This window comes from Anaerocolumna cellulosilytica, assembly GCF_014218335.1.
Taxonomy (GTDB): domain Bacteria; phylum Bacillota; class Clostridia; order Lachnospirales; family Lachnospiraceae; genus Anaerocolumna; species Anaerocolumna cellulosilytica.
The window spans coordinates 3,404,110-3,427,729 of the sequence record NZ_AP023367.1 but is presented as its reverse complement, the minus strand read 5'-3'; the positions used below and the strand labels follow the sequence as shown (position 1 = coordinate 3,427,729).

25 protein-coding genes are annotated in these 23,620 nt (G+C 36.5%); 24 read left to right on the top strand and 1 reads right to left on the bottom strand.

The genetic code is table 11. The annotated features are described in order from the left end of the window. The first annotated feature begins 169 nt into the window (after positions 1 to 169). Together sigG and acsn021_RS14175 are read left to right on the top strand one after the other, a co-directional pair. The gene (gene sigG, locus acsn021_RS14180; protein ID WP_184093944.1) at positions 170 to 949 is read left to right on the top strand and encodes an RNA polymerase sporulation sigma factor SigG; all 780 of its coding nucleotides are present in this window, start codon (positions 170 to 172) and stop codon (positions 947 to 949) included. Between the two features lie 272 nt (positions 950 to 1,221). Then, on the top strand, positions 1,222 to 2,334 hold the full coding sequence (locus acsn021_RS14175; protein WP_184093943.1) for a ComEC/Rec2 family competence protein: 1,113 nt from the start codon (positions 1,222 to 1,224) through the stop codon (positions 2,332 to 2,334). 23 nt (positions 2,335 to 2,357) lie between these two features. Here the strand turns inward: acsn021_RS14175 and acsn021_RS14170 are convergent, their stop codons facing one another. Next, entirely contained in the window at positions 2,358 to 2,621 is a 264-nt protein-coding gene (locus tag acsn021_RS14170; RefSeq protein WP_184093942.1) for a PRC-barrel domain-containing protein, read from the bottom strand. 254 nt (positions 2,622 to 2,875) lie between these two features. On the opposite strand from acsn021_RS14170, the gene nrdR reads away from it, so the two are divergent. From nrdR to acsn021_RS14060, 22 genes are all read left to right on the top strand, one after another. Next, positions 2,876 to 3,334, top strand: a complete 459-nt coding sequence (gene nrdR / locus acsn021_RS14165; RefSeq protein WP_184093941.1) for a transcriptional regulator NrdR — start codon at positions 2,876 to 2,878, stop codon at positions 3,332 to 3,334. Positions 3,335 to 3,336: 2 nt separating this feature from the next. Further along, the gene (locus acsn021_RS14160; RefSeq protein ID WP_243167927.1) at positions 3,337 to 3,885 is read left to right on the top strand and encodes a GNAT family N-acetyltransferase; all 549 of its coding nucleotides are present in this window, start codon (positions 3,337 to 3,339) and stop codon (positions 3,883 to 3,885) included. A 71-nt stretch (positions 3,886 to 3,956) separates the two neighbouring features. Next, positions 3,957 to 5,495, top strand: a complete 1,539-nt coding sequence (locus acsn021_RS14155; RefSeq protein WP_184093939.1) for a YifB family Mg chelatase-like AAA ATPase — start codon at positions 3,957 to 3,959, stop codon at positions 5,493 to 5,495. A 53-nt stretch (positions 5,496 to 5,548) separates the two neighbouring features. After that, on the top strand, positions 5,549 to 6,634 hold the full coding sequence (dprA, locus tag acsn021_RS14150) for a DNA-processing protein DprA (protein ID WP_184093937.1): 1,086 nt from the start codon (positions 5,549 to 5,551) through the stop codon (positions 6,632 to 6,634). 158 nt (positions 6,635 to 6,792) lie between these two features. Beyond that, positions 6,793 to 8,856: a type I DNA topoisomerase gene (gene topA / locus acsn021_RS14145; protein ID WP_184093935.1), complete on the top strand. Its 2,064-nt coding sequence runs from the start codon at positions 6,793 to 6,795 to the stop codon at positions 8,854 to 8,856. A gap of 197 nt (positions 8,857 to 9,053) precedes the next feature. Further along, positions 9,054 to 9,824, top strand: a complete 771-nt coding sequence (gene codY, locus acsn021_RS14140) for a GTP-sensing pleiotropic transcriptional regulator CodY (protein ID WP_184093933.1) — start codon at positions 9,054 to 9,056, stop codon at positions 9,822 to 9,824. 280 nt (positions 9,825 to 10,104) lie between these two features. Next, on the top strand, positions 10,105 to 10,494 hold the full coding sequence (gene flgB / locus acsn021_RS14135; RefSeq protein WP_184093931.1) for a flagellar basal body rod protein FlgB: 390 nt from the start codon (positions 10,105 to 10,107) through the stop codon (positions 10,492 to 10,494). 11 nt (positions 10,495 to 10,505) lie between these two features. Beyond that, positions 10,506 to 10,946 carry a flagellar basal body rod protein FlgC gene (flgC, locus tag acsn021_RS14130; protein ID WP_184093929.1) on the top strand — a complete coding sequence of 147 codons (441 nt, stop codon included), beginning with the start codon at positions 10,506 to 10,508 and terminating at the stop codon, positions 10,944 to 10,946. A gap of 15 nt (positions 10,947 to 10,961) precedes the next feature. After that, positions 10,962 to 11,273: a flagellar hook-basal body complex protein FliE gene (gene fliE / locus acsn021_RS14125; protein ID WP_184093928.1), complete on the top strand. Its 312-nt coding sequence runs from the start codon at positions 10,962 to 10,964 to the stop codon at positions 11,271 to 11,273. 24 nt (positions 11,274 to 11,297) lie between these two features. Next, complete coding sequence (locus acsn021_RS14120; protein WP_184093926.1) at positions 11,298 to 12,893, top strand: hypothetical protein; 1,596 nt, start codon at positions 11,298 to 11,300, stop codon at positions 12,891 to 12,893. Positions 12,894 to 12,916: 23 nt separating this feature from the next. After that, complete coding sequence (fliG, locus tag acsn021_RS14115) at positions 12,917 to 13,927, top strand: flagellar motor switch protein FliG (protein WP_184093924.1); 1,011 nt, start codon at positions 12,917 to 12,919, stop codon at positions 13,925 to 13,927. Next, complete coding sequence (locus acsn021_RS14110) at positions 13,920 to 14,753, top strand: FliH/SctL family protein (protein ID WP_184093922.1); 834 nt, start codon at positions 13,920 to 13,922, stop codon at positions 14,751 to 14,753. The genes fliG and acsn021_RS14110 overlap by 8 nt, the downstream gene beginning before the upstream one ends. A 13-nt stretch (positions 14,754 to 14,766) precedes the next feature. Then, on the top strand, positions 14,767 to 16,077 hold the full coding sequence (fliI, locus tag acsn021_RS14105) for a flagellar protein export ATPase FliI (protein ID WP_184093920.1): 1,311 nt from the start codon (positions 14,767 to 14,769) through the stop codon (positions 16,075 to 16,077). An 8-nt stretch (positions 16,078 to 16,085) separates the two neighbouring features. Next, positions 16,086 to 16,535: a flagellar export protein FliJ gene (locus tag acsn021_RS14100; protein WP_184093918.1), complete on the top strand. Its 450-nt coding sequence runs from the start codon at positions 16,086 to 16,088 to the stop codon at positions 16,533 to 16,535. Between the two features lie 11 nt (positions 16,536 to 16,546). Beyond that, a complete protein-coding gene (locus acsn021_RS14095; RefSeq protein WP_184093916.1) occupies positions 16,547 to 17,323 on the top strand; it encodes a MotE family protein in 777 nt (258 codons plus the stop codon). Positions 17,324 to 17,383: 60 nt separating this feature from the next. Continuing rightward, the gene (locus acsn021_RS14090) at positions 17,384 to 18,754 is read left to right on the top strand and encodes a flagellar hook-length control protein FliK (protein WP_184093914.1); all 1,371 of its coding nucleotides are present in this window, start codon (positions 17,384 to 17,386) and stop codon (positions 18,752 to 18,754) included. A gap of 12 nt (positions 18,755 to 18,766) precedes the next feature. Continuing rightward, positions 18,767 to 19,543, top strand: a complete 777-nt coding sequence (locus tag acsn021_RS14085; RefSeq protein ID WP_184093912.1) for a flagellar hook capping FlgD N-terminal domain-containing protein — start codon at positions 18,767 to 18,769, stop codon at positions 19,541 to 19,543. 177 nt (positions 19,544 to 19,720) lie between these two features. After that, entirely contained in the window at positions 19,721 to 20,119 is a 399-nt protein-coding gene (locus acsn021_RS14080; RefSeq protein ID WP_184093910.1) for a TIGR02530 family flagellar biosynthesis protein, read from the top strand. 83 nt (positions 20,120 to 20,202) lie between these two features. Next, positions 20,203 to 21,627, top strand: coding sequence for a flagellar hook protein FlgE (locus acsn021_RS14075; RefSeq protein WP_184093908.1), 1,425 nt, complete (start codon positions 20,203 to 20,205; stop codon positions 21,625 to 21,627). Positions 21,628 to 21,764: 137 nt separating this feature from the next. After that, a complete protein-coding gene (locus tag acsn021_RS14070) occupies positions 21,765 to 21,965 on the top strand; it encodes a flagellar FlbD family protein (RefSeq protein ID WP_184093906.1) in 201 nt (66 codons plus the stop codon). 26 nt (positions 21,966 to 21,991) lie between these two features. Continuing rightward, positions 21,992 to 22,816, top strand: coding sequence for a motility protein A (locus acsn021_RS14065; RefSeq protein WP_408626129.1), 825 nt, complete (start codon positions 21,992 to 21,994; stop codon positions 22,814 to 22,816). Continuing rightward, positions 22,809 to 23,615: an OmpA/MotB family protein gene (locus tag acsn021_RS14060; RefSeq protein WP_243167926.1), complete on the top strand. Its 807-nt coding sequence runs from the start codon at positions 22,809 to 22,811 to the stop codon at positions 23,613 to 23,615. The genes acsn021_RS14065 and acsn021_RS14060 overlap by 8 nt, the downstream gene beginning before the upstream one ends. The last annotated feature ends 5 nt before the right edge of the window (positions 23,616 to 23,620 follow it).

Sequence of the window (23,620 nt, the reverse complement as noted above, 5' to 3'; positions counted from 1 at the left end):
TCTTAATCTTGCTAATAATAAATTTTAGCAGATTAAGTATAAGCTTCGGATTTTTCACTTATTAAGCCTGTAAGAAAAAAGGAAATTATTACATCTTAAGAAACAGTATAAACAGAGTCTAAATAGTAAATCATTTATGTATGTAAATAATGATTTGGGAGGTTTCAATATGGCTCTTTATAAGGTAGAAATATGTGGTGTAAATACATCAAAATTACCATTACTGAACAATAGTGAAAAGGAAGAATTATTTAAACGTATTTTACAGGGGGACAAAGAAGCAAGGGAATTATATATAAAGGGTAACTTACGTTTGGTACTTAGTATTATTCAACGTTTTTCTAACAGTAATGAGAATGTGGATGATTTATTTCAAATAGGTTGCATCGGGCTTATGAAAGCAATCGATAATTTTGACATCACCCAAAACGTTAAATTTTCAACCTATGCAGTTCCTATGATAATTGGTGAAATCAGACGGTATCTAAGAGATAATAACAGTATTCGTGTCAGCAGGTCTTTACGAGATACAGCTTATAAAGCTATATACACAAAAGAGGCATTGTTAAAGAAAAATGACAAAGAACCTACTGTATGTGAGATTGCCCAGGAAATTGGTATGAGCAAAGAAGACGTTGTTTTTGCATTGGATGCGATACAAAGTCCGGTCTCTTTATATGAGCCTGTTTATTCAGAGGGTGGGGACACCTTATACATTATGGACCAGGTAAGTGATAAAAAGAACAAGGAAGAAAATTGGGTAGAAGAAATATCTTTAAAAGAAGCTTTGTCTAAACTATCAGACAGGGAAAGAAACATAATAGAGCTTCGGTTCTACGAGGGGAAAACGCAGATGGAAGTAGCGAAGGAAATCTGTATATCCCAGGCACAGGTATCAAGGCTTGAAAAATCAGCGCTAAAGAATATGAAAAATTATTTGAGTCAGTAATCTAATCGGTTGTTACAAATATTAATATTTGGAGATAATGGTCTGTCCATTGGTTTGGGCAGACCTTAAATTTTTATACTGCACTGGTAATTAAGCAGTTTTAGCCCAAAAACTGGTATGAAAACGTAATAAGTAGAGTATATTTATATTGATTTTCTTTCCAGTTTAAAGTAACATGAAAAGACAGTTTACATTATCGGAATTACATGCCTGTTGGATGAAATTATTTGTTGGAGATATCTTATATTAATATAGAAGAAACAGGAGTAAAAATGGTGATTAAGAAATTTAAATTAAGCTTTTTTATTGTATGTATTTTAAGTTTAATCATGTTTTTAGCAGGAGGCTGTAGTTTACTTTCGGATAAGTCAACACAAACAACCGGGGGATTTACACAAGGCAGCATGTCAGTACATTTTATAGACGTAGGTCAGGCAGATTCTATCCTTATTCAATCGGGTGAGGAAACGATGCTTATTGACGGCGGTAATAATGCAGATGGTGAAGCAGTTGTTTCCTATTTAAAAAAACAGGGTGTAAAAGAGCTAACCTACATAATCGGAACCCATCCACATGAAGACCACATAGGTGGGCTAGATGAGGTTATTAATGAATTTTCTGTCGGGAAAATATTCTTAACAGACTTTGTTTTACCCAATGTATCCTTCGAAAGGCTATTACTTGCAATTAGAGAAAAGGATCTTCAGATTCTTAATCCTGTACCTGGCGATGAATACAGCTTGGGATCAGGTAAATTTACTTTTATAGCACCCGTGGGAAAGGACTATGGAAATAAAGTCAACAACTACTCATTAGGAATAAAATTAGAGAATGGTACGAATGTTTTTTTGCTGACGGGAGATGCGGAGATAGAATCTGAAAAAGATATGGTAGAAAGTGGAATAGACTTGGAAGCAGATGTGATGAAATTAAACCATCACGGTTCCACAACCAGTAACAGTGAAGCTTTTATTGAGGCAGTGGATCCAATCTACGCTGTTATAACAGTTGGTACAGATAATCCGTATGGGCATCCAAGCAGTAGTATAGTGACAAGATTGCTGGATGAGGATATTCAGATATACCGTACTGATTTAATGGGGGCAGTAGTTATTACCAGTGACGGAACCAATCTAACCTTTCAAACAGAGAAGAAAGCGGGAGAAAAAAGTGTTAGGGATGAAACAGTAGTTAATGAAACAGAAGAAGTGACTAAGCCAACAGCAGAATCTAGTGAAGAAATTAAGGTATATATTACAGAAACCGGTCATAAATATCACAATGTGGATTGCAGCTACCTAAAGAAAGCACCAGATGAAATAGATTTAATGGAAGCACTGGAACGGGGTTATGAACCTTGCAGCAGATGCAATCCGCCCCAGTAAGCATCCAACTGGAATATACGTAATTAAAGAAAAGCAGATTTAATCAAAGCTTTATCAATATCAATATCTACAAGAATTACATCTGTACCGATTTGTTTTATACAGGAATAGCTGATAACATACTCCTGGTCTCTGCCAAGGATACCCCAGATCTTGCAGGGACCGGGGACAATTAAATGGGTAATAACACCGGTATGTACATCAAAATCCAGATCGCAAACGTATCCAAGTCTTTCTCCATCTCTGCAATTTATAACTTCTTTTTGCTTTAATTCACATAATCTCATAGAAACACCTCCCGGTTTACCAACATTTATATTAATATATGTCATAAATATGGATAAAATAACTTGACCAATCCTGAATTCTTCAATATAATCGAGCTATACATAGTGTGAAATAAAACCAAATTTCACCGATATGCATTTGGTGTTAGTGTGTAATGAAAAACAATTGCACAATTGCTTATTACATGCATTGATAAGCTAGTACTTATTTACTGGCCTATCCAGGCAGAATTGAAATGTAGGAGGATAAAACAATGAAATGCCCTTTTTGTGGAAAAGAAAATACACGGGTTATTGATTCACGGCCTGCAGATGACAGCAGTTCCATCCGCAGAAGGCGCCAATGTGATGAATGTTCTAAACGGTTCACTACCTATGAAAAGGTAGAAGCAATACCTTTAGTAGTTATAAAAAAGGATAATAACAGAGAACCTTATGACCGTGCAAAGATAGAGGCAGGGGTTTTTCGTTCCTGTCATAAACGGCCAATATCTATCGATCAAATCAATGCTTTAGTGGATGAAGTTGAGAATACTATATTTAACCTGGAAGAAAAAGAAGTGCCAAGTACTGTAATTGGGGGAATCTTAATGGACAAGTTAAAAGACCTGGATGCAGTTGCTTATGTAAGATTTGCATCTGTTTACAGAGAGTTCAAAGATGTAAATACCTTTATGGATGAGCTGAAGAAAATATTGGATGGGAAAGAATAGACATGGGATGGATGAAGCAATTAGAAACGGAGCGGTTAATACTTAGAGCGTGGCGACTAGAAGATATTAACGATTTATATGAATATGCCAGCAATCCCGAGGTTGGCCCAAAAGCGGGTTGGAAACCACATGAGTCTTTGGAAGAATCTGAACGAATATTGCAGTCCTTTATAAGTGGAGATGAAGTGGCGGCAATTGTAAATAAAGAGAATAATAAGGTAATTGGCTCCTTGGGGCTGCATGGGGATGGAAAAAGAAATGTCCCCGGAAGCAAAATGTTAGGTTATGTATTATCCAGAGATTACTGGGGAAGAGGGCTTATGGGGGAAGCGGTGCAGGCAATTCTAAAACACGCCTTTCTTGAGTTAGAACTTAATCTTGTATCAGTATACCACTATCCTTTTAATGAGCAGTCAAAAAAGGTAATACTAAAATCAGGATTTCAATATGAAGGTACAATAAGATTTGCATCCAGAATTTTTAATGGTGAAATCTATGATGATGTATGTTACTCCATAAAGAAAGAAGAGTGGCAAAAAATAAACTTGTAACATGTAAAATAGTTTGCTATACTGTAAATGGATGATGCTTCCTTTTTTGGAGAGAAAAGGAAGGGGCAATTATGTTCAGTAGAGCATACAGTGGAGCGGTAAACGGAATCGATGGTTTCATCGTGTCGGTAGAGGCCGATGTAAGTGATGGACTGCCTGTTTTTGATTTGGTTGGCTATTTAGGGGCCGAGGTTAGAGAGGCCAGAGAACGAGTACGCATATCAATCAAAAATTCCGGTTACCAGCTGCCTGCAAAACGTGTTACTGTGAATTTATCTCCGGCAGATGTCCGTAAAGAAGGGACCGCCTTTGATCTTTCTATTGCAATAGCAATTCTTTCAGCCTATGGTTATTTACCACAGGATAATCTTGAAAAAACCCTTTTTGTTGGAGAACTAAGTCTAAATGGTGAAATCAATAAAATTAATGGAGTGCTGCCGATTGTGTATACAGCCTACAAGGAAGGCTTTAAAAGTTGTATTGTTCCGAAGGAGAATATGAAAGAGGCTGCGGTTGTACAAGGAATAGATGTATATGGAATAAAGAATTTAAAAGAGGCAGCAGCATATATATGTAATCCTGTAGAATTTAAACCTTATTATATAAAAAGAGAGGAATTAATCCATAAAGGCAATTATAACGACGAAATTGATTTTTCTGATATTGCAGGACAAGAAATATGTAAACGTGCAATAGAAATAGCGGCAGCCGGTATGCACAATATACTTATGATAGGTCCTCCCGGAACCGGAAAAACTATGCTGGCTAGGCGTATACCAACTATTCTGCCGGAGCTTTCCTTTGAAGAAAGTCTTGAAATTTCAAAGATTTACAGTGTGTCAGGGCTTTTAAATAATAAAATAGCACTAATCGGTAAGAGACCCTTTCGGTCGCCCCACCATACCATTACTCCTACAGCGCTGACGGGTGGAGGGAGAACGCCATTACCGGGAGAAATCAGTCTTGCTCATCATGGAGTCCTATTTCTGGACGAATTACCTGAATTTAACCGGAGTACTATTGAAATACTCAGGCAACCTCTTGAGGATAATGAAATAACAATTACGAGACTGCAGGGTGCTTATCGTTATCCTGCCGATTTTATGTTGGTTGCAGCTCTTAACCCCTGCTCGTGCGGCTTTTATCCTGACAGGAATAAGTGCAGCTGCTCGGTAAGTCAGGTGAAACGATATCTGGGTAAAATAAGCAGACCTTTACTGGATCGGATAGATATATGTGTGGAAGTTCAAAAAATTGAATATAAAGCATTGGATAGTAACAAGCTCGGTGAGACTTCAGAAGATATTAGAAAGAGAATTGAAAAAGTCCGGAAAATGCAAGTAAAGAGATACAGTAATGAAAAGTTTTATTTTAATTCACAGTTGACACCAAAGGCAATAAACCGTTATTGTAAGTTAGGAGTAAAGGAACGTACTCTGCTGGAAGCAGCTTTTGAAAAAATGGATTTAAGTACAAGAGCTTATCACCGAATAATAAAGGTGGCCAGAACAATAGCAGATCTTGAAGGGGCAGATACAATAGCAGTAAAGCATCTTAGTGAGGCTTTATGTTACCGTGGAATAGATAAAAAATACTGGTCTGAGCCGTAATTAGTACAGGCTATTATTTCAAAGTATAAATTTTTCTTAAAATGGAGAGGAATATGACGGAGAAAGAATACTGGTTTTGGTTGTGTAATTTAGAACAAGTAGGACTTAGTAAAAAGGAAAAACTACTCAATTATTTTGGCACACCAGAAGAAGTCTACAAGGATACAGGAAGTGGATTAGAAGAAATTATTCAGATAACAAAAGAGGAACGGGAGAGAATTTTAAATAGCAAAAAGGAAAAGAATATAAAAGAATCCTATGCTAAATTAACGGATAAAGGCATATATTTTGTAACAAAAGACGACGTAGCTTATCCGGAAAAATTGCTTACGATATATCAACCGCCTATAGCTTTGTATGTAAAAGGAAAGCTGCCTGAAAGTAATAAGCCATCCCTAGCGGTTATTGGTGCCAGAAATTGTACAGAGTATGGCAGGGTAATGGCTGAAAAGTTAGCGGCAGAACTAGCAGGACATGGTTTACAGATTATAAGTGGACTTGCCCACGGTATTGATGGTTATGCCCATAAGGGAGCATTGTCAGCAGGGGGATTAACATATGGGATAGAAGGCTGTGGGGTAGATATATGCTATCCAAAGGAAAATTTTCATTTATATATGGAGATGATTCATAAAGGAGGTGTTATTTCTGAATACGCTCCTGGTTGCCCGCCAAGACCTTATCATTTTCCATTGCGTAACCGGATAATAAGCGGACTGTCTGATGGAATCCTGGTTATTGAAGCCAAAGAAAAGAGTGGTTCGTTTATAACGGTAGACTTAGGTTTGGATGAAGGTAAAAATATTTATGCACTTCCGGGAAGAGCATTAGACCCTTTAAGTATAGGGTGTAATAATTTAATTAAGATGGGTGCAAAATTAGTTACCGGAGTACAAGATATCTTAGAAGATTTTTCAATAACTTATGAAAATTATCAAAAGGATTTGAAAAAAAATGATAAATTGCTTGAAACGAAAGAAAAAATAGTGTATTCTAGACTAAGTTTCTTACCAAAGCATATAAATGAGTTGACAGAAGAAACAAAACTAAGTATTGGTGATTTGTCGGAGATACTTATTAATTTAGAAATAAACAATTATATTAAACAGACCAGAACTAATTATTATGTACTAATATAAAATATAAAATATAAATTGCCAGTGGCTATTTAGATTGGGCTTAAATGAAACACTGTATATGCGACTAAACAATTAACGTACCCTACATGAATGTATGGTTAAGTACAGACTAAATAGTTACAGGTGATGAAATTTAAAATAAGGGGTGTGGTAGGTACATGTCAAAAAATCTTGTGATAGTAGAATCACCTGCAAAGGCTAAGACAATAAAAAAGTTTTTAGGTGCTAATTATGAGGTGATAGCCTCCAATGGCCATGTAAGGGACCTTCCTAAAAGTCAGTTAGGTATTGATGTAGAAAATGATTTTGAACCTAAATATATAACCATTCGGGGGAAAGGTGATTTACTTGCAAAACTTCGTAAAGAGGTAAAGAAGGCGGATAAAGTATATCTTGCCACTGACCCTGATCGTGAAGGTGAAGCAATCTCCTGGCATTTATCAAAAACATTAAAGTTAGAAGATAACAATTCCAGTCGTATTACTTTTAATGAGATAACAAAAAATGCAGTGAAAGCTTCGATTAAACAGGCAAGGGATATCGATATGAATCTGGTTGATTCCCAGCAGACAAGAAGAATTTTAGATCGTATGGTTGGTTACAGTATCAGTCCTTTGCTTTGGGCTAAAGTGAAAAGAGGGTTAAGTGCAGGACGTGTACAGTCGGTTGCTTTACGCATCATATGTGACAGGGAGGAAGAAATTAATGCTTTTGTTCCCGAAGAATACTGGAATCTAGAAGCAATATTTCAACTGGCAGGAGAAAAGGCACCACTTGTGGCAAAGTTATCGGCGAAGGAAAATGAAAAACTGACCATTCGCTCAGAAGAGGAATTGAATAAGGTATTAAAGGAGCTGGAGGGAGCTGCCTATAGGATTACAGAAATAAAACGTGGCGAAAGACAAAAAAAAGCACCGTTACCTTTTACAACCAGCACATTGCAGCAGGAGGCTGCCAAAACCCTCAACTTTTCGACGTCTAAAACCATGCGTTTGGCTCAGCAGCTTTATGAAGGAATTGATATTAAAAATCATGGAACGATAGGTTTAATTACTTATTTGCGTACAGACTCTATTCGAATATCAGAAGAAGCTGATGTGGCCGCAAGGGATTTTATTAAAGAAAATTATGGTGCTGCTTTTGTGGCAGATAAAGAAAACGGAAAAGAAAGCAACAAAAAAATTCAGGATGCCCATGAAGCAATTCGACCGACTTATGTAGAATTGACACCGGTGTTAATAAAAGAATCTCTTAGCAGGGAACAATTCCGGTTGTATCAGTTAATCTGGAGGCGTTTTGTAGCCAGTAGAATGCAGTCGGCCAAGTATGAAACAATATCTGTTCGAATAGATGGTAACGGTTATCGTTTTAATTCTTCAGCGTCAAAATTAATCTTTGATGGTTATATGACAGTTTATTCAACGGATGAAGATGATAAGCAAAATAGTGCTATGTTAAAAAATTTGAGTGAGGATACCGCAGTTAATTTAAATGAGTTAAATCCAACGCAGCATTTTACACAGCCACCAGCACATTATACAGAAGCATCATTAGTAAAAACTTTAGAGGAGTTAGGCATAGGAAGACCTAGTACTTATGCGCCTACCATAACAACAATTCTGGCTAGAAGATATGTAGTGAAAGAGAATAAGAACCTTTATGTTACAGAACTTGGAGAAGTTGTTAATAATATTATGAAACAGGCATTCCCAAGCATAGTAGATGTGAACTTTACAGCAAACCTAGAGTCACTGTTAGATAGTGTGGAAGACGGCACTATTATTTGGAAAACAGTTGTGCGCAATTTCTATCCTGATTTAGAAGCTGCTGTAGTACATGCGGAAGAGAGTCTGGAAGAAATAAAAATAGAAGATGAAAAAACGGATGTCATCTGTGAGGAATGCGGCAGAAATATGGTCATAAAGTATGGACCTCATGGCAAATTTCTTGCTTGTCCTGGATTCCCTGATTGCAGAAATACAAAACCATACTTAGAAAAGATTGGTGTCAGTTGCCCTTTGTGTGGGAAAGACGTAGTAATCCGTAAGACAAAAAAGGGAAGAAAGTATTATGGCTGTGAGAATAATCCGGAATGTGAGTTTATGACATGGCAGAAACCATCTGAGCAGAAATGCCCGAAATGTAATGGAGTTATGGTAGAAAAAGGAACCAGTCTGGTTTGTATCGATGAAAAATGTGGGTGTATTGTTGCGAAAAATTGATAAATATGATAAAAATCCCTGTTTTTTTGCTTAATGTGTGTCAAAAACATTAAATGGCTATTGTTTTTATGAAAAATGTATGGTAAGATTTATCTGACAACACAATTGAAGTCAGTATACTTATTCTGAGAAGGTTAAAGACTGGATACTACGAGTAAGATAAGTAATTATAGGCGGGGGTACTGGGAGGTTGTTTCATGAGCGTACAGTTGTTAGACAAGACAAGAAAAATTAACAAGTTATTACACAATAATAATTCTCACAAAGTGGTATTTAATGATATTTGTGAGGTATTAAGCGAGATTCTCGAATCCAATATACTGGTCATCAGTAAAAAAGGTAAAGTATTAGGTATAAAGAATAGAGATGACATCATTGAAATCAAGGAATTGATTAAAGACAATGTAGGTGGTCATATTGACCAGTTGTTAAATGAAAGGTTACTAAATATTCTTTCTACGAAAGAAAATGTTAACTTACTTACCTTAGGTTTTGAGTTTGGACAGGATAATGATTATCAAGCTATTATTATACCCATTGATATTGCGGGGGAAAGGCTTGGGACTTTATTCCTCTATAAAAGTAGCAGGCAGTATGACTTGGATGATATAATTTTAAGTGAATATGGTACAACTGTAGTTGGTCTAGAAATGATGCGTTCCGTGAATGAAGAAAGTGCAGAAGAAAACCGCAAAGTACAAATTGTAAAGTCAGCTATCAGTACCTTGTCTTTTTCAGAGCTAGAAGCTATAATCCATATTTTTGAGGAACTAGAAGGCAATGAAGGGATTTTGGTAGCAAGTAAGATCGCTGATAGAGTTGGTATTACCCGTTCTGTTATTGTAAATGCTTTAAGGAAATTTGAAAGTGCCGGCGTAATTGAATCAAGATCTTCCGGTATGAAAGGAACCTATATAAAAGTATTAAACGATGTGGTTTTTGACGAACTACGAAAATTAAATAAATAAAGTAATACAATTTTTGTTATAGATATGTTTTAAAATATAAGTACAATTTTTAGAGTAACAGTAAAATGTATATATATTCAGTAATAAGCTTTTGGAATTGTATAGATAGAATAAAGTTATACGAGGATTTGCGAGAGATTTCGACTTGCTAATCCTCGTTTTTTGATATTATTTTACATTTTATGATATAATAGTACTAGTTCTGCAAAATTATCTTGTTTTTTTGTCGTAATATAATTATAATGATACTAGTCATGATTGTCGTGAAAGGAGCGTTATAATGATACAATCAAATGCATTTAATTATATCAATGTGTTAAATAAAGCTGCTGATGCAAGTTGGACAAGAAATCAATTATTGTCGAATAATCTGTCAAATGTAAGTACGCCTAATTACAAAAGAAGGGATATTGAATTTCAGACATATCTGGCAAGGCAGCTGCAGGGAGAGGGGTCACTTGATAAAAAAGTATCAAAGATTGACTTGAATTCCTTAGAGCCTACTGTATATACGGATTATTCAACACTTAGCTATCGATTAGATGGCAATAATGTTGATGTTGATACGGAATCGGCTAATCTGGCGCAGAATCAAATTAGATTCAATGCCATAATGGATTCAATGACCAGTGAATTTAATCGGATAAAATTAGCGATAACCAGTAAATAGGAGGTAAGTATATGTCAGCATTTGACGCAATGAATGTTAGTGCAAGCGGAATGACCGCTCAGAGACTCAGAATGGATTTAATCTCTCAGAATATTGCAAATGTAAATACTACTAGAGATGAAAATGGTGAGGCTTATCGACGTAAGATACTAGTGTTCGAAGAAAAGGGACGAGGTTCTTTTGCCAGTATTTTAAATAGTAAATCCAGTACGTTTGCTGGAAACGGAGTTAAAGTCACAGAAATTACGGAAGATAAAGAAACAGCCATGAATGTTGTCTATGATCCATCACATCCTGATGCTGATGAAGATGGTTATGTAACCTATCCGAATGTCAATACTGTTACTGAGATGACTAACTTAATTGATGCAAGCAGAGCATACGAAGCGAATATAACAGCTTTCAATGCGACAAAGAGTATGGCCTTAAAGGGATTAGAAGTAGGAAAATAATAGGGGAGGACAAACATGGACGTTACATTATTGAATGGAATATCGGGTATAGGTTCTATAGGTAAGGGGAATGTTTCGGTTGAGAAAACCGACAGAAATGAAACTTTTGAAAAACTGTTCCGGTCAGCTCTAGACATGGTAAATGAAACAAACGATTTAACGAATGCAGCAGAGGAAGCTGAAATGGCCTTTGCGTTGGGATTAAATAATAATACTTATGATTTGCAGGTTGCACAGACAAAAGCAACAATGTCTTTGCAATATACCCTTGAAGTAAGAAACAGGGTATTGGATGCGTATAAAGAGATAATGAATCTCCAATTCTAACTCGATGACTAGAGGAGCAGTAACATGGTTGACAAACTAAAACAGATACCGGTTCAGTTATTAGAGCAGTGGAAAAAGTATTCCAGTAAGCAGAAAACGATTATTATCAGTGTCGTTGCGGTGGTTTTTCTGGCTTTAATCGTATTGGTTACCGTAATGAACCGAACCGTATATGAAACATTAATTATAAATGAAAATACAAAAGATGCAAGTGCGGTAGCAGACCTACTTAAAAAAGAAGGCATTGGATATCAACTAGATAGTGATAAAGTTACAATAAAAGTCGATAAAAAGGACTACTCGGATGCTCTTCTGCTTGTATACAGCAATGATTTGCCAAAAAAAGGTTTATCTATTACCGATTTAACAAGTAACGACTTAAGTACAACAAATAGTGACCGTAACCTTAAGAATCACTTATATATACAAACAGAAATAAGAAATTATTTAATTAACATGACTGGTATTAAAGATGCGCAGGTTACGTACGTTCCTCAAGATACTACATATAGTGTGTTAGCAGAGAGACAGGATTACCCGGCCAGTGTAGCATTAACCATTACAGAGGAATTTGAGTTATCGACAGCAGAAGCAGTAGCTGAGTTTGTTGCAGCTTCCATTGGTAATGAATCTACTGATAAGATTAAAGTGATTGATCAAAATGGTAATCTTTTATTTGGGGGTAAGGAAGACTTATATTCAGGCAGCGCCTCCTCAGTATTAGAGTATCGTGAAAAACTTCAGAATAATTATAATAACAACATATACATGCTAATGATGAAGTTGGGATATGATGATGTTCAGCCTATGTTTAACTGGGTATTGAGTATGGATAAAGTAACGGAGCTTTTCACCGAACAGATACCGGCTGACGGGCAGGATCAGGGTCTGTATAAAAACTATTATTCCTATGATACAGAAAATACCAGTGCTGGATCTGGAGGTCCTCCGGGTACGGATTCCAATGATGAAACTTCTTATATGCTAGAGAACGGAAATAATAATGGCTCAAAAAGTTCAGAAGTCAAAATTGAGTACATTCCAAGTGTCAGGGAAACCAATACAATTAAAGAGGTTGGAGCGGTTATTCCGGAAGAATCATCTGGCAGTATAGTAATGACAAAGGTTGTTCCTGTAAAAGAAGAGGAATTGGAGCTTCAAGGGCTGTTAGAAGGAACCTCTTTTGAGGAATATGCGCTTGCTAACAAAGAAAAAAGACAGGTGGAAATAGGAGAAGATATTTACAATATGGTCTCTATGGCAACCGGTATTTCTGTTGACAGGATTTCAATCATTGCTTACGAGCAGCCGGTGTTTATTCCTACACCAAGTGGTTCAAATAACTGGTCTCTTTATATGCAGATTGCACTTGCGGTGGCAATTATTGGTCTGTTGGGATTTGTTGTGTTTAAAGGCACATCACCAGTTGAAATCACTGAGCTGGAGCCGGAATTGTCAGTTGAGCAGTTATTGGCTACAACAAAGGAAAATCAATCCTTGGATGATATAGAATTTAGTGAAAAATCAGAAACGAAGAAGCTTATTGAAAAGTTTGTGGATGAGAATCCTGAAGCAGTCGCCCAATTGCTTAGGAATTGGTTGAATGATGAATGGGGCTAATGTAGTAATTAGGAGGATATCACATGTCTAAGAATTTGGATATTACGGGAGTACAAAAAGCAGCAGTGCTTTTAATTTCATTAGGACCTGAAAAGTCATCCAATATATTCAAACACCTCAAAGAAGATGAAATAGAGCAGCTTACTTTAGAAATTGCCAATACAAGGAGCGTTTCTCCTGCAACCAAAGAGCAGGTGTTGGATGAATTCTATGAAATTTGCCTTGCACAGCAATATATTGCTGAAGGTGGTATTGCCTATGCGAAAGAACTGTTGGAAAAAGCATTGGGAGAAGAAAAGGCAAAAGATGTTATTGGCAAGCTGACAGCATCCTTGCAGGTTCGTCCATTTGAATTTGTAAGAAAAACAGACGCAAGTCAGATGTTAAACTTTATTCAGGATGAACATCCTCAGACGATTGCACTTATATTATCCTATCTTTCATCAGGACAGGCTTCTTCTATTATATCAGCATTACCTCCAGACAAGCAGGCGGATGTTGCGAAACGTATCGCGCAGATGGATCGTACTTCACCGGATGTAATCAAAGAAGTAGAAAGAGTGCTGGAACGTAAGCTGTCTTCACTGGTAAATCAAGATTATACAATTGTTGGTGGTGTAGATTCCATTGTTGCAATTTTAAATACAGTTGACAGAGGAACTGAAAAACATATTATGGAAACCTTGGAAATTGAAGAACCTGAATTGGCAGATGAAATCAGAAGAAAAATGTTTGTATTTGAAGATATTCTATCTCTGGATGATAAATCTATACAAAGGGTACTTAGAGAAGTTGACAACAATGAACTTGCTGTGGCTTTAAAAGGTTCCAACGAAGAAGTGCAAAGTGTCATATTCAACAACTTATCGAAGCGTCTTGCTACTATGATTAAAGAAGATATGGAATTTATGGGGCCTGTACGTCTTAAAGATGTTGAAGAATCACAACAGAAAATTGTTAATATTATTAGAAAATTAGAAGACTCCGCTGAAATTATTATTTCCAGAGGTGGAGGTGACGAGATCGTTGTCTAATATAATTAAATCCAGATACGTTTATGTAGATGGAGGAGAGAAAAAAGTTATTGATTCCAATGAAAGATCGGAAGAATTTCGTCTTATAGATTTTTTAAACCGTAAAAGAGAGAGTGTGGATCATTCCGAAACAGAAGGACAGCATCCACCTGATTTAGACGGCTTTACGCAAGGGATTGCAGCTACTATAGTTGATATTGCGGTTGAACAGGAAGAAATACCGCAAAAAACACCGGAAGAAATTTTAAGAGAAGCGCAAGAACAAGCGACGGAAGAAGCGGAACGTATTATAAAAGAAGCAGAAGAGGCAGCGGCTGCAACCAGTGAAAAGATGTATGAAGAGGCGAAAAGTCGGGGTTATGCCGAAGGATTAAAAAAAGGCATGGAAGAAGCAGATGAAATGAAACGAGACTTGCAGGAAGCTAAAATCCGTCAGGAAGAGGAATTTAGTGAGCAATTATTGCTTTTAGAGCCTCAGCTGGCAGATATACTGACTATGCTCCTTGAGAAGATGACGGGTGTACTGGCTAAAGAATATAAGCAGATTGTATACCATCTTATACATAATGCTATGTATCATGCGGATAACAGTAAGAATTTTATTATTAAAATCTCAAAAGAGGATTACGAATCAGTACATTCTAGGATTGCTGAACTTTTAACATTGGTAAGTCCGGAAACAGTCATTGAAGTGGTAATAGATAAAGAACTTACGAAAAATCAATGTATGATAGAAACGGATACCAGTATTATTGATTGCAGCCTGGACACTCAGCTTAATAACTTAATGCGGGATATAAAACTACTTTCCATACAAACAGAATAGAGGGCGGTTAAAGATGCTTTCAGTAGATATAAATAAGTATAAGGCGTTATTAGATAGAACCTATGAGAAGAACTTGGGAAAAGTTGTAAAGGTTGTTGGATTGACAATTGAATCTATTGGTCCGAAAGCGAAACTAAATGATTTGTGCATGATTGTATCTAAGGATAAAACACAGATAATTATGGCGGAAGTTGTAGGGTTTCGTGAAGACAGGATTTTACTAATGCCCTATGGTAATGTGGAAGGTGTTGGCGTCGGAAGTACAGTTGAATGTACGAAAGAACCATTAAAGGTCTTTGTTGGTGATTCTCTGCTTGGAAAGACCTTAGATGGCTTGGGACAACCCATTGACGAATCTGAGCTTGTATTAACCAAAGGGTATTCTGTAGAGGCAGAACCGCCGGACCCTATGAAACGTAAATTAATTGATGAGGTGCTGCCTCTTGGAGTTAAGGCTGTAGATGGCATGATAACTGTAGGGAAAGGTCAGAGAATTGGTATATTTGCAGGAAGTGGTGTTGGTAAAAGTACTCTTCTTGGAATGTTTGCCAGAAATACAAAGGCAGATATTAATGTAATCGCTTTAATTGGAGAACGTGGCAGGGAAGTACGCGAATTCTTGGAAAGAGATTTGGGCGAAGAAGGAATGAGCCGTTCTGTGGTGGTAGTTGCAACCTCTGATAAGCCCGCTCTTATTCGTAAGAAGGCAGCTAAGACGGCTACAGCTATAGCTGAATATTTTAGAGATCAGGGCAAAGATGTCTTATTGATGATGGATTCTTTGACTCGATTTTCTATGGCACAAAGAGAGATTGGGCTTGCATCAGGTGAACCCCCGGTTTCTAGAGGTTATCCACCCAGCGTATATTCAGAAATGCCTAAACTTTTAGAACGGGCAGGTAATTCGGAAAAAGGGTCAATTACAGGCTTATATACTGTTTTGGTAGATGGTGATGACTTCAATGAACCAATAACTGACACCGCAAGAGGTATCCTGGACGGGCATATCATGTTGACGCGTAAATTTGCTAATAAAAATCATTATCCTGCAATTGATGTACTTCAAAGTATATCCCGTGTCATGTCTTCTATTGTTACAAAGGAGCATAAACAATTAGCTGGCAAGCTTAAAATGGTTTTAGCTACTTACAATGAAGCAGAGGATTTAATTAATATAGGAGCCTATAAAAATGGTTCTAATAAAAATATTGATTATGCTATATCCAAGATAGAAGCTGTTAATAAGTTTCTTCAGCAGGACGTTTATGAAAAATTGAATTTCGATGAGATTGTCTTTAGACTAACAGAATTATTTGAAGAATAGGTGGGTAAATGGCTAAATTTATATATAAGATGGAAAACATTTTGGGTATTAAATACAAGATGGAAGACCAGGCCAAAACTGCATATGGTATGGCCAGAATGAAGCTTACCGAAGAAGAAGAAAAACTATTTACGTTAAAGCAGAAAGTGATCATTTATCAGGAAAGAAAAAAAATGATAATGAGTACAAAGTTAGACATAATAGAGCTTCGGCAATGTGAAGAGGCCATAGAAATAACAAAATATTTTATCAAACAGCAGGAAATTGCAGTGAAAAAAGCGGAGCAGCATTTAGAGCTTATGAGAACCCGTTTAAATACAGCAATGGTTGAAAGAAAAACCCATGAGAAGTTAAAAGATAATGCGTTACAGGAATTTTTTGTGGAGTATGAATCAGGAGAAAGAAAAGAAATTGATGAACTAGTCAGTTTTAAATACAATAATCCTACCGATTACTAGGAGGAAACAAAATGGCAAGAAACAATATACCTGTTGAAGAAGCTGAAAATGGGAAAAGCATAAAAAGCAGAATAATAGGAATAGTCATTGTTTTAGTAATTATTCTAATCTGGCTTGCATTCTTTGCAGTACTTATTAAATTAAATATAGGAGGGTTTGGCTCCTCTGTACTAAGACCGCTTTTAAAAGATATACCCGTAGTAAATAAAATACTGCCTGATGTATCAGAAGAGCAGATAGCCTATGAAAATGATTATCCATATAAAACTTTGGAAGATGCAATTGAACGAATTAAAGAATTGGAAGCTATAAATGAAAGTCTTACAGCAGATAGTGAATCAGAGGGAAATAAGTTACAGGAATTACAGGCTGAGGTAGACAGGCTTAAAGTATTTGAAGAAAATCAGCTGAAATTTGAGCAAAGGGTAAAAGAATTCGAGGAAAAAATCGTATTTGCTGAAGCGGCGCCAGATATAGAAGAATACAAAGCATACTATGAAAGCATTGACCCGTCTAATGCTGAAGAAATATACAGACAAGTTGTTGAACAGCTGCAATACTCAAAAGCTATAAAAGAAAAAGCTGAAATCTATAGAAAGATGAAACCAGCAGAAGCAGCAGCTGTATTTGAGACTATGACCGCGGATATTGACCTTGTAGCGAAGATGCTTTTAACAATGAGACCTTCTGAAAGTGCATTGATATTAGCACAAATGGACTCTACCGCAGCAGCCAAAATTACAAAAAAGATGTTTGATATGGATGCTGAAATTTCTAATAAAAAATAGGCTTAATGTGAATTGTTCACTTAAGTATAAAGAGAATGATAGAAAGGAGGAAAACAAAGGATGACAGCCAATTTAAAAACACAGCTATTTGATTTAGCTGGATCCGGTCAAAACAATAAAGTTTCTATGAATCAAAAAAGTTCAGGTAATGATTTTGCGGGTATTATGGATAATAGTGTGAAATCAAAGGATGTACTAAGAGAGACTGTTGCTGCAACTAAGAAAACATTTATTAATAAAAGCCAAGTGCCTGCAAAGAGTGATTTTAATAAGATTCAGCAGGAAGTGAATAAGAATACTGTTTTAAGCAGTACAGGCACAGAAGGTTTGGTATTAGCAGGTGAAATAGACCCACTTGCAGATGGAAAGATGGACAATATAGCATTTAGCAATATTGAAGATTTTATTGCAGCTTTGCAGAATTCAATACAGGAACAGCTTGGAATATCGAAAGAAGAGCTTGAAAAAGCAATGGAAACACTTGGACTTACCATGCTAGACCTCTTAAATCCGGATAATCTGAAACAATTAGTGTTACAAGTAAAGGGAGCAGAGGATATATCTGAATTTTTAACCAATGAAGAACTGGCGGATACGTTGAAACAGTTGTCAGAGACAGTAAAGAGTGTAACAGATGACTTTGGAGTGACGAAGGAACAAGTTGAACAATACCTGGATAGTATTAATAACCAGGAAAAGCAGGATGAATATATAATTGCTCCAACTACTTTAGAAAATCCGGATGAAGAGAGTTCTGCAAAAGAACTTAATGCAACAAAGGATAGTTCAGAAACTGCAGCTACAAGCGGAAATGGAACTTCTGTTGAAGTTTATAAAACTGATTCACAAGGGCAGAATACTGCTTCTGACAACACCGGAAATAAGGAAGAAGCAGCAGCGGAGACGTCTCTTGAGTCTTTTATTCAAAACTTAGCAGTAAAAGGTAGTGAGGGATTAGCAGGTTTTGAAGAAGAGGTTTCTAATAGCAGGCAGATACAAGACATCACTACTCAGATTATTGAGCAGATTAAAGTATTTATTAAACCTGAACAGACATCTATGGAAATTCAATTAAATCCTGAGCATTTAGGAAAAGTAAATCTTTCTGTAGTTGCAAAAGACGGTATTCTGACCGCACAGTTTCAAACGCAGAATGAGATAGCTAAAGAAGCAATAGAAAGTCAGTTACATATTTTACGAGAAAATCTAAACCAACAGGGATTGAAAGTTGAAGCAATCGAAGTAACAGTAGCTAACTTTAATTTTACTGGAAGCGACCAGGCTGCGGGCGATACACAAAAGCATCAGGAAAAATCAGGTAATCGCGGAAGGCTTTTTGAGGGTTCGGAAGCAATAGAAGAAGAAAAGATTGAGAATTCTTCCCTCGATAGTTTGGAACAGGCTACAAATAGTGTGGATTATACCGTTTAATAGGAGGTTCTTATGAGTGATCTTTTACAACAGGTTACGAATGGAAAAGTAGTTTCTACGAATTCCACGAGCACTGCTTCTAAGTCAGGCACAGGCTCTCTGGATAAAACTGCATTTTTAAAATTGCTGGTGACCCAGATGAAATATCAGGATCCTTTGAATCCAAGTACAGATACCCAATTTGTTGAACAGCTTGCAACCTTTTCACAATTGGAACAGATGCAGAACTTAAATCAGACATCAAGTAATAACCAAGCATTTGGCCTTGTAGGGATGAATGTTGTAGTAAATTCAAAAGACGGAACTGGCAATATGATTTTAAAAGACGGAACCGTTGATTCTGTTGTTATATCAAATGGAGTTGCGAATCTAGTTGTCAATGATAATATTTATACTTTGGATCAAATTGTCCAAGTTGTTGATGCTACATATTTATTGCAAAGAGGAGCTCCTTATATACCGAATCCGGTAAAAGCGACCTTTAACAAAGAAGAGCCATCAAATATCAGCTTTGAAGTAAACCTTGGTTCTGATAAGACAATTGCTGATGATATTGCATTTATAATTGGTGGTAAAGCAGTTGATGCTAAATATGTTACCTTAGACGGTAATAAAGTAACTATCAGCAAGGAAGCGTTTATGAATTTAGATAATGGCACCTACAAACCTGTATTAATGTTTAATGATATTCTGTATACAACCGTTACCAATAAGATAACTGTTACCATTGAGGGAACGGCTCCGGAAGCTGAACAAGGCGAAGATAGCACAGAAAATACAGATGATTAGGCATAACTTTAAGAAGCAGCAGGTATAAAAGGAGCATAATGTAATCGTGAAGTCACCCAGAACGTTGAAAAGGACGTCGACGTGAAAAGAGGCAGGTGCAAAATGTAAGCATCCCTTACTGTACATGTGCAGGTGCAAAGAAAAATACGCGCTTCAACACATAGATGGGAGTCAAGTATGAAACAGATTTCACAAACAAATTTTAATTCAATAGAGCAAATGACCGGCCAGCTCTTAAAAAATAAAAATAAGATAAGCAGTCAGGTACCGGAAGGTCAAGGAATACCCTTTATTGAATTATTAAAGCAGCAACAGTTGGAACAAACCGGTTCTCTGAAATTCTCAAGGCATGCGAATGAAAGATTGGCTAGCAGGAATATCGATTTATCGGACAAACAACTGGAAAGGCTTAATACCGGTGCTAAGAAAGCACAGGAAAAAGGAATTAAAGAATCCTTGGTTATGGTTGACAACATTGCTTTTATTGTAAATGTCAGAAATAACACTGTAATTACAGCCGTGAATGACGGTGAGGATAAAATTTTTACTAATATTGATGGTGCTGTAATCATTTAAAATGCTGGACCGAATGGAGGCATAGTACCCTTGATTGACAGACAGGGTAATTACACACCCACTAATAAGGAGGTCATTACATTATGATGAGATCATTATATTCTGGTGTTTCAGGTTTAAGTGTTCACCAGACCAAGATGGACGTTATAGGTAATAATATAGCGAACGTTAATACAATAGGTTTTAAAGCCAGTTCCGTTACATTTTCTGATATATTTTATCAGACTGTACAAAGTGCAACCGGTCCGAATACGAATACCGGTGCTGCCGGACGTAATGCCATGCAGATTGGTTTGGGTAGCAGCGTTGCAGGGATTAAAGCAGCCATTACAAAAACCGGTGGTGCACAGAGAACAGATAATCCTTTTGACCTTATGATATCAGGAGATTCTTTCTTTGTTGTAAACAATGCAGGTACCAATTACTTTACAAAGGCTGGGTCTTTTGATGTAGATGCAAATGGTACACTTTGTACACCGACTGGTGCTACGGTAATGGGGTGGCAGGTAGACCCTAAAGATTCAACGAAAGTAATTCAAGATACGGTATCAGCCTTACAGATAATGAAGCCTGAAAATCTGTATTCTGCACCGGAAGGGACTACAAAAGCATATGTATCCGGTAATATTGATAATAAGGATACACAGATAATAGCAAGTGGAAGAAAGGCTAATATTACTTTCTATGATGCTACAGGTAATGAATATACCGCTACCTTGAATTTGAAACAGAGTACTGCAACGAATCAATACAATATTACCTTAGATAATATCGTTGATAAAAACGGAAAATCTATCTTTATGAAAGGTTCCGGTACAACTGCAGATCCGTATACTGCAACAGCAATTACATCAGTTGCTATTGGAGGTGTATCTTACGCAGCAACAGTAAACGCAACAACAGGTTTAACCTTAGCGGCTACTGGCACACCTTCCGTACTTGAATTTCATTCAGGTTCAGGTGATTTTGTCAGTGTAGGAGGTGCAGGTAATACCGGAATAAATCTGACGGTTACAGCTACAGGAAATAGTCCCTTTACGCCAATTGCTGTAGATTTCTCAAAAATGACTATGTATGGCGGTAGTGGTAAATCTACAATTGAAGGTAATACTGGTGCTTCAGATGGTAGTGGTAAAGGACGTAAGGCAGGTAATATGACAGGCATTGGCGTTGATAATTACGGTAAAATCTTTGGTAAATATGACAATGGTGACAGTAGATTATTAGGTCAGATTGCAGTTGCATCCTTTGCAAATCCTGCGGGTCTTGAAGCAGTTGGTGACAATATGTTTTCTGAAACCCAGAACTCCGGTTCTTTTGATGGTATCGGACATGATGTAAGCAGTGATGGTGGAAAGTTTACACCTGGTGTAGTGGAAATGTCAAATGTAGACTTGGCGGCTCAGTTTACAGAAATGATTACTACCCAAAGAGGTTTCCAGGCGAATTCAAGAATTATTACAACTTCCGATTCCCTTTTGGAAGAGCTTATTAATCTGAAACGTTAATTAAGGTAAATTAATTTAGGACTGCTGTTATAAATTTAAATTGTAAAAGTAGATAACAGCAGTCCTATAAATAAATAGGGCGATATATACAGTTGCGATTTTAGGTGAACCGATTTGTAGAAAGGCATGGGGATAAAATGATTAATATAACAAAAATGAATGATGTTAATATAACCGTGAATGCCGACTTAATAGAAACAATTGAAGAAATTCCTGACACAGTCATAACATTGACGAATGGGAAAAAAATACTGGTAAAAGAGAGTAGACAAGAAGTAATTAATCTTGTAAAATGTTACAAAAAAGAACTTTTTTCGAGATTTTTAAAAGAAGATTAGGAGTACAAAAGACTTAAGTTAGGTGGGTGACTATTTTGAATATTGCATCAATTATAGGGTTAATAAGCGGAATTGTTTTAATGATTTTTGGTATTGTATTTGATATGGGGACAATGAGTGTTTCGTTTGGAAAGATAATGAACTTCATTGATATTCCGTCTATATTAATAACCTTTGGTGGTTCTTTTACAACATTAATGACCATGGAACCAAGTCTCAAAACATATGTTGAAAAGTTGGCTTCCTTTAAGCTGGTATTACAGACACCTGCTTACAACGATGTGGAAACCATAAAAAATATTATTGCATTGTCAAATGTCGCCAGAAAAGAAGGTCTTCTGGCATTGGAAGAGACTGCTAATAGTATTGAGGATGAATTCTTGAAAAAGGGAATCCTGCTCATCGTAGATGGAACAGACCCTGAACTGGTACGAAGTATTCTTGAAACAGAATTGTCATGTATTGAAGGAAGACATAGTGATACCATTGGTTTTTGGGATAAGCTATCAGCCATGGGTCCGGCCTGGGGTATGATTGGTACCTTAATTGGTCTGGTTAATATGTTAAAGGATTTAAATGATCCTTCTACGATAGGCCCTAATATGGCGGTTGCTTTAGTTACCACATTCTACGGCTCCGTATTAGCAAACTGGATATGTATTCCGGTAGTTAATAAACTAAAAGCAAGAAATGCTGCTGAGATTATGATGAAAGAAGTAATTGTTGAGGGATTATTATCAATACAAGCAGGTGAAAATCCTAGAGTTATTGAAGAAAAATTAAAATCCTTCTTAAATCCCACAAATCGTGCTGAATTCGATGTAAATGAAGGTGGTGAGGTTGATGGCTAGGAAGAAAAAAGCCGAAGAGAGTAGTGCGGGTGCGCCGTGGCTGAATACTTTTGCTGACTTAATGAATCTGCTTCTTTGCTTCTTCGTTTTACTTTTTGCATCCTCTACTGTTGACGCGGAGAAATATGAAAAAATAGTACAATCCATGACTAATAGTTTTAGTATTTTTAGTGGAGGAAGGTCTGTAATTGATGAAAGTAGATTAATCTCATCTGGTATATCTCAGTTAAATGATTTTGATCAATATTTTAATACGACAGGTCGAAGTGATGATGAGGCAGAGGTTGATAGTTTTGATAAGGCGGTTGAGGAAATATTAGAGCAACAAAAAAAGGCTTCACAAGAAATGTATGATGAAATTTCAGATGTTGTTGATAAAAAAAATTTGGAAGATTACATAGAATTAAGTATCGACCCTAATTTTCAATATGTCAAAATATCATTAAGCGGTTCTATTTTGTTTGACTCAGGTAAAGCAGATATTAAAACAGAGGCTCTCCCTATTTTTGGTAAAGTCGGAGACGTCGTTAAGCTGTATGATAAATACCTGATTGAAATAGAAGGGCATACAGATAATGTGCCAATACGCAGCAGTTCATATCCTGATAATAACTGGTTGTCTTCTGCCAGAGCGCTAAATGCAGCAGAGTACCTGATTAAGGAGAAAGGAATGGATCCTAAAACTTTAAAATGGACTGGTAGAGGGGAATATGATCCGATAGCAGGTAATGAGACAGATGTAGGAAAAGCAAAAAACAGACGTGTTGAAATTAAGATATATAATGATATAAATAATTAAGACAG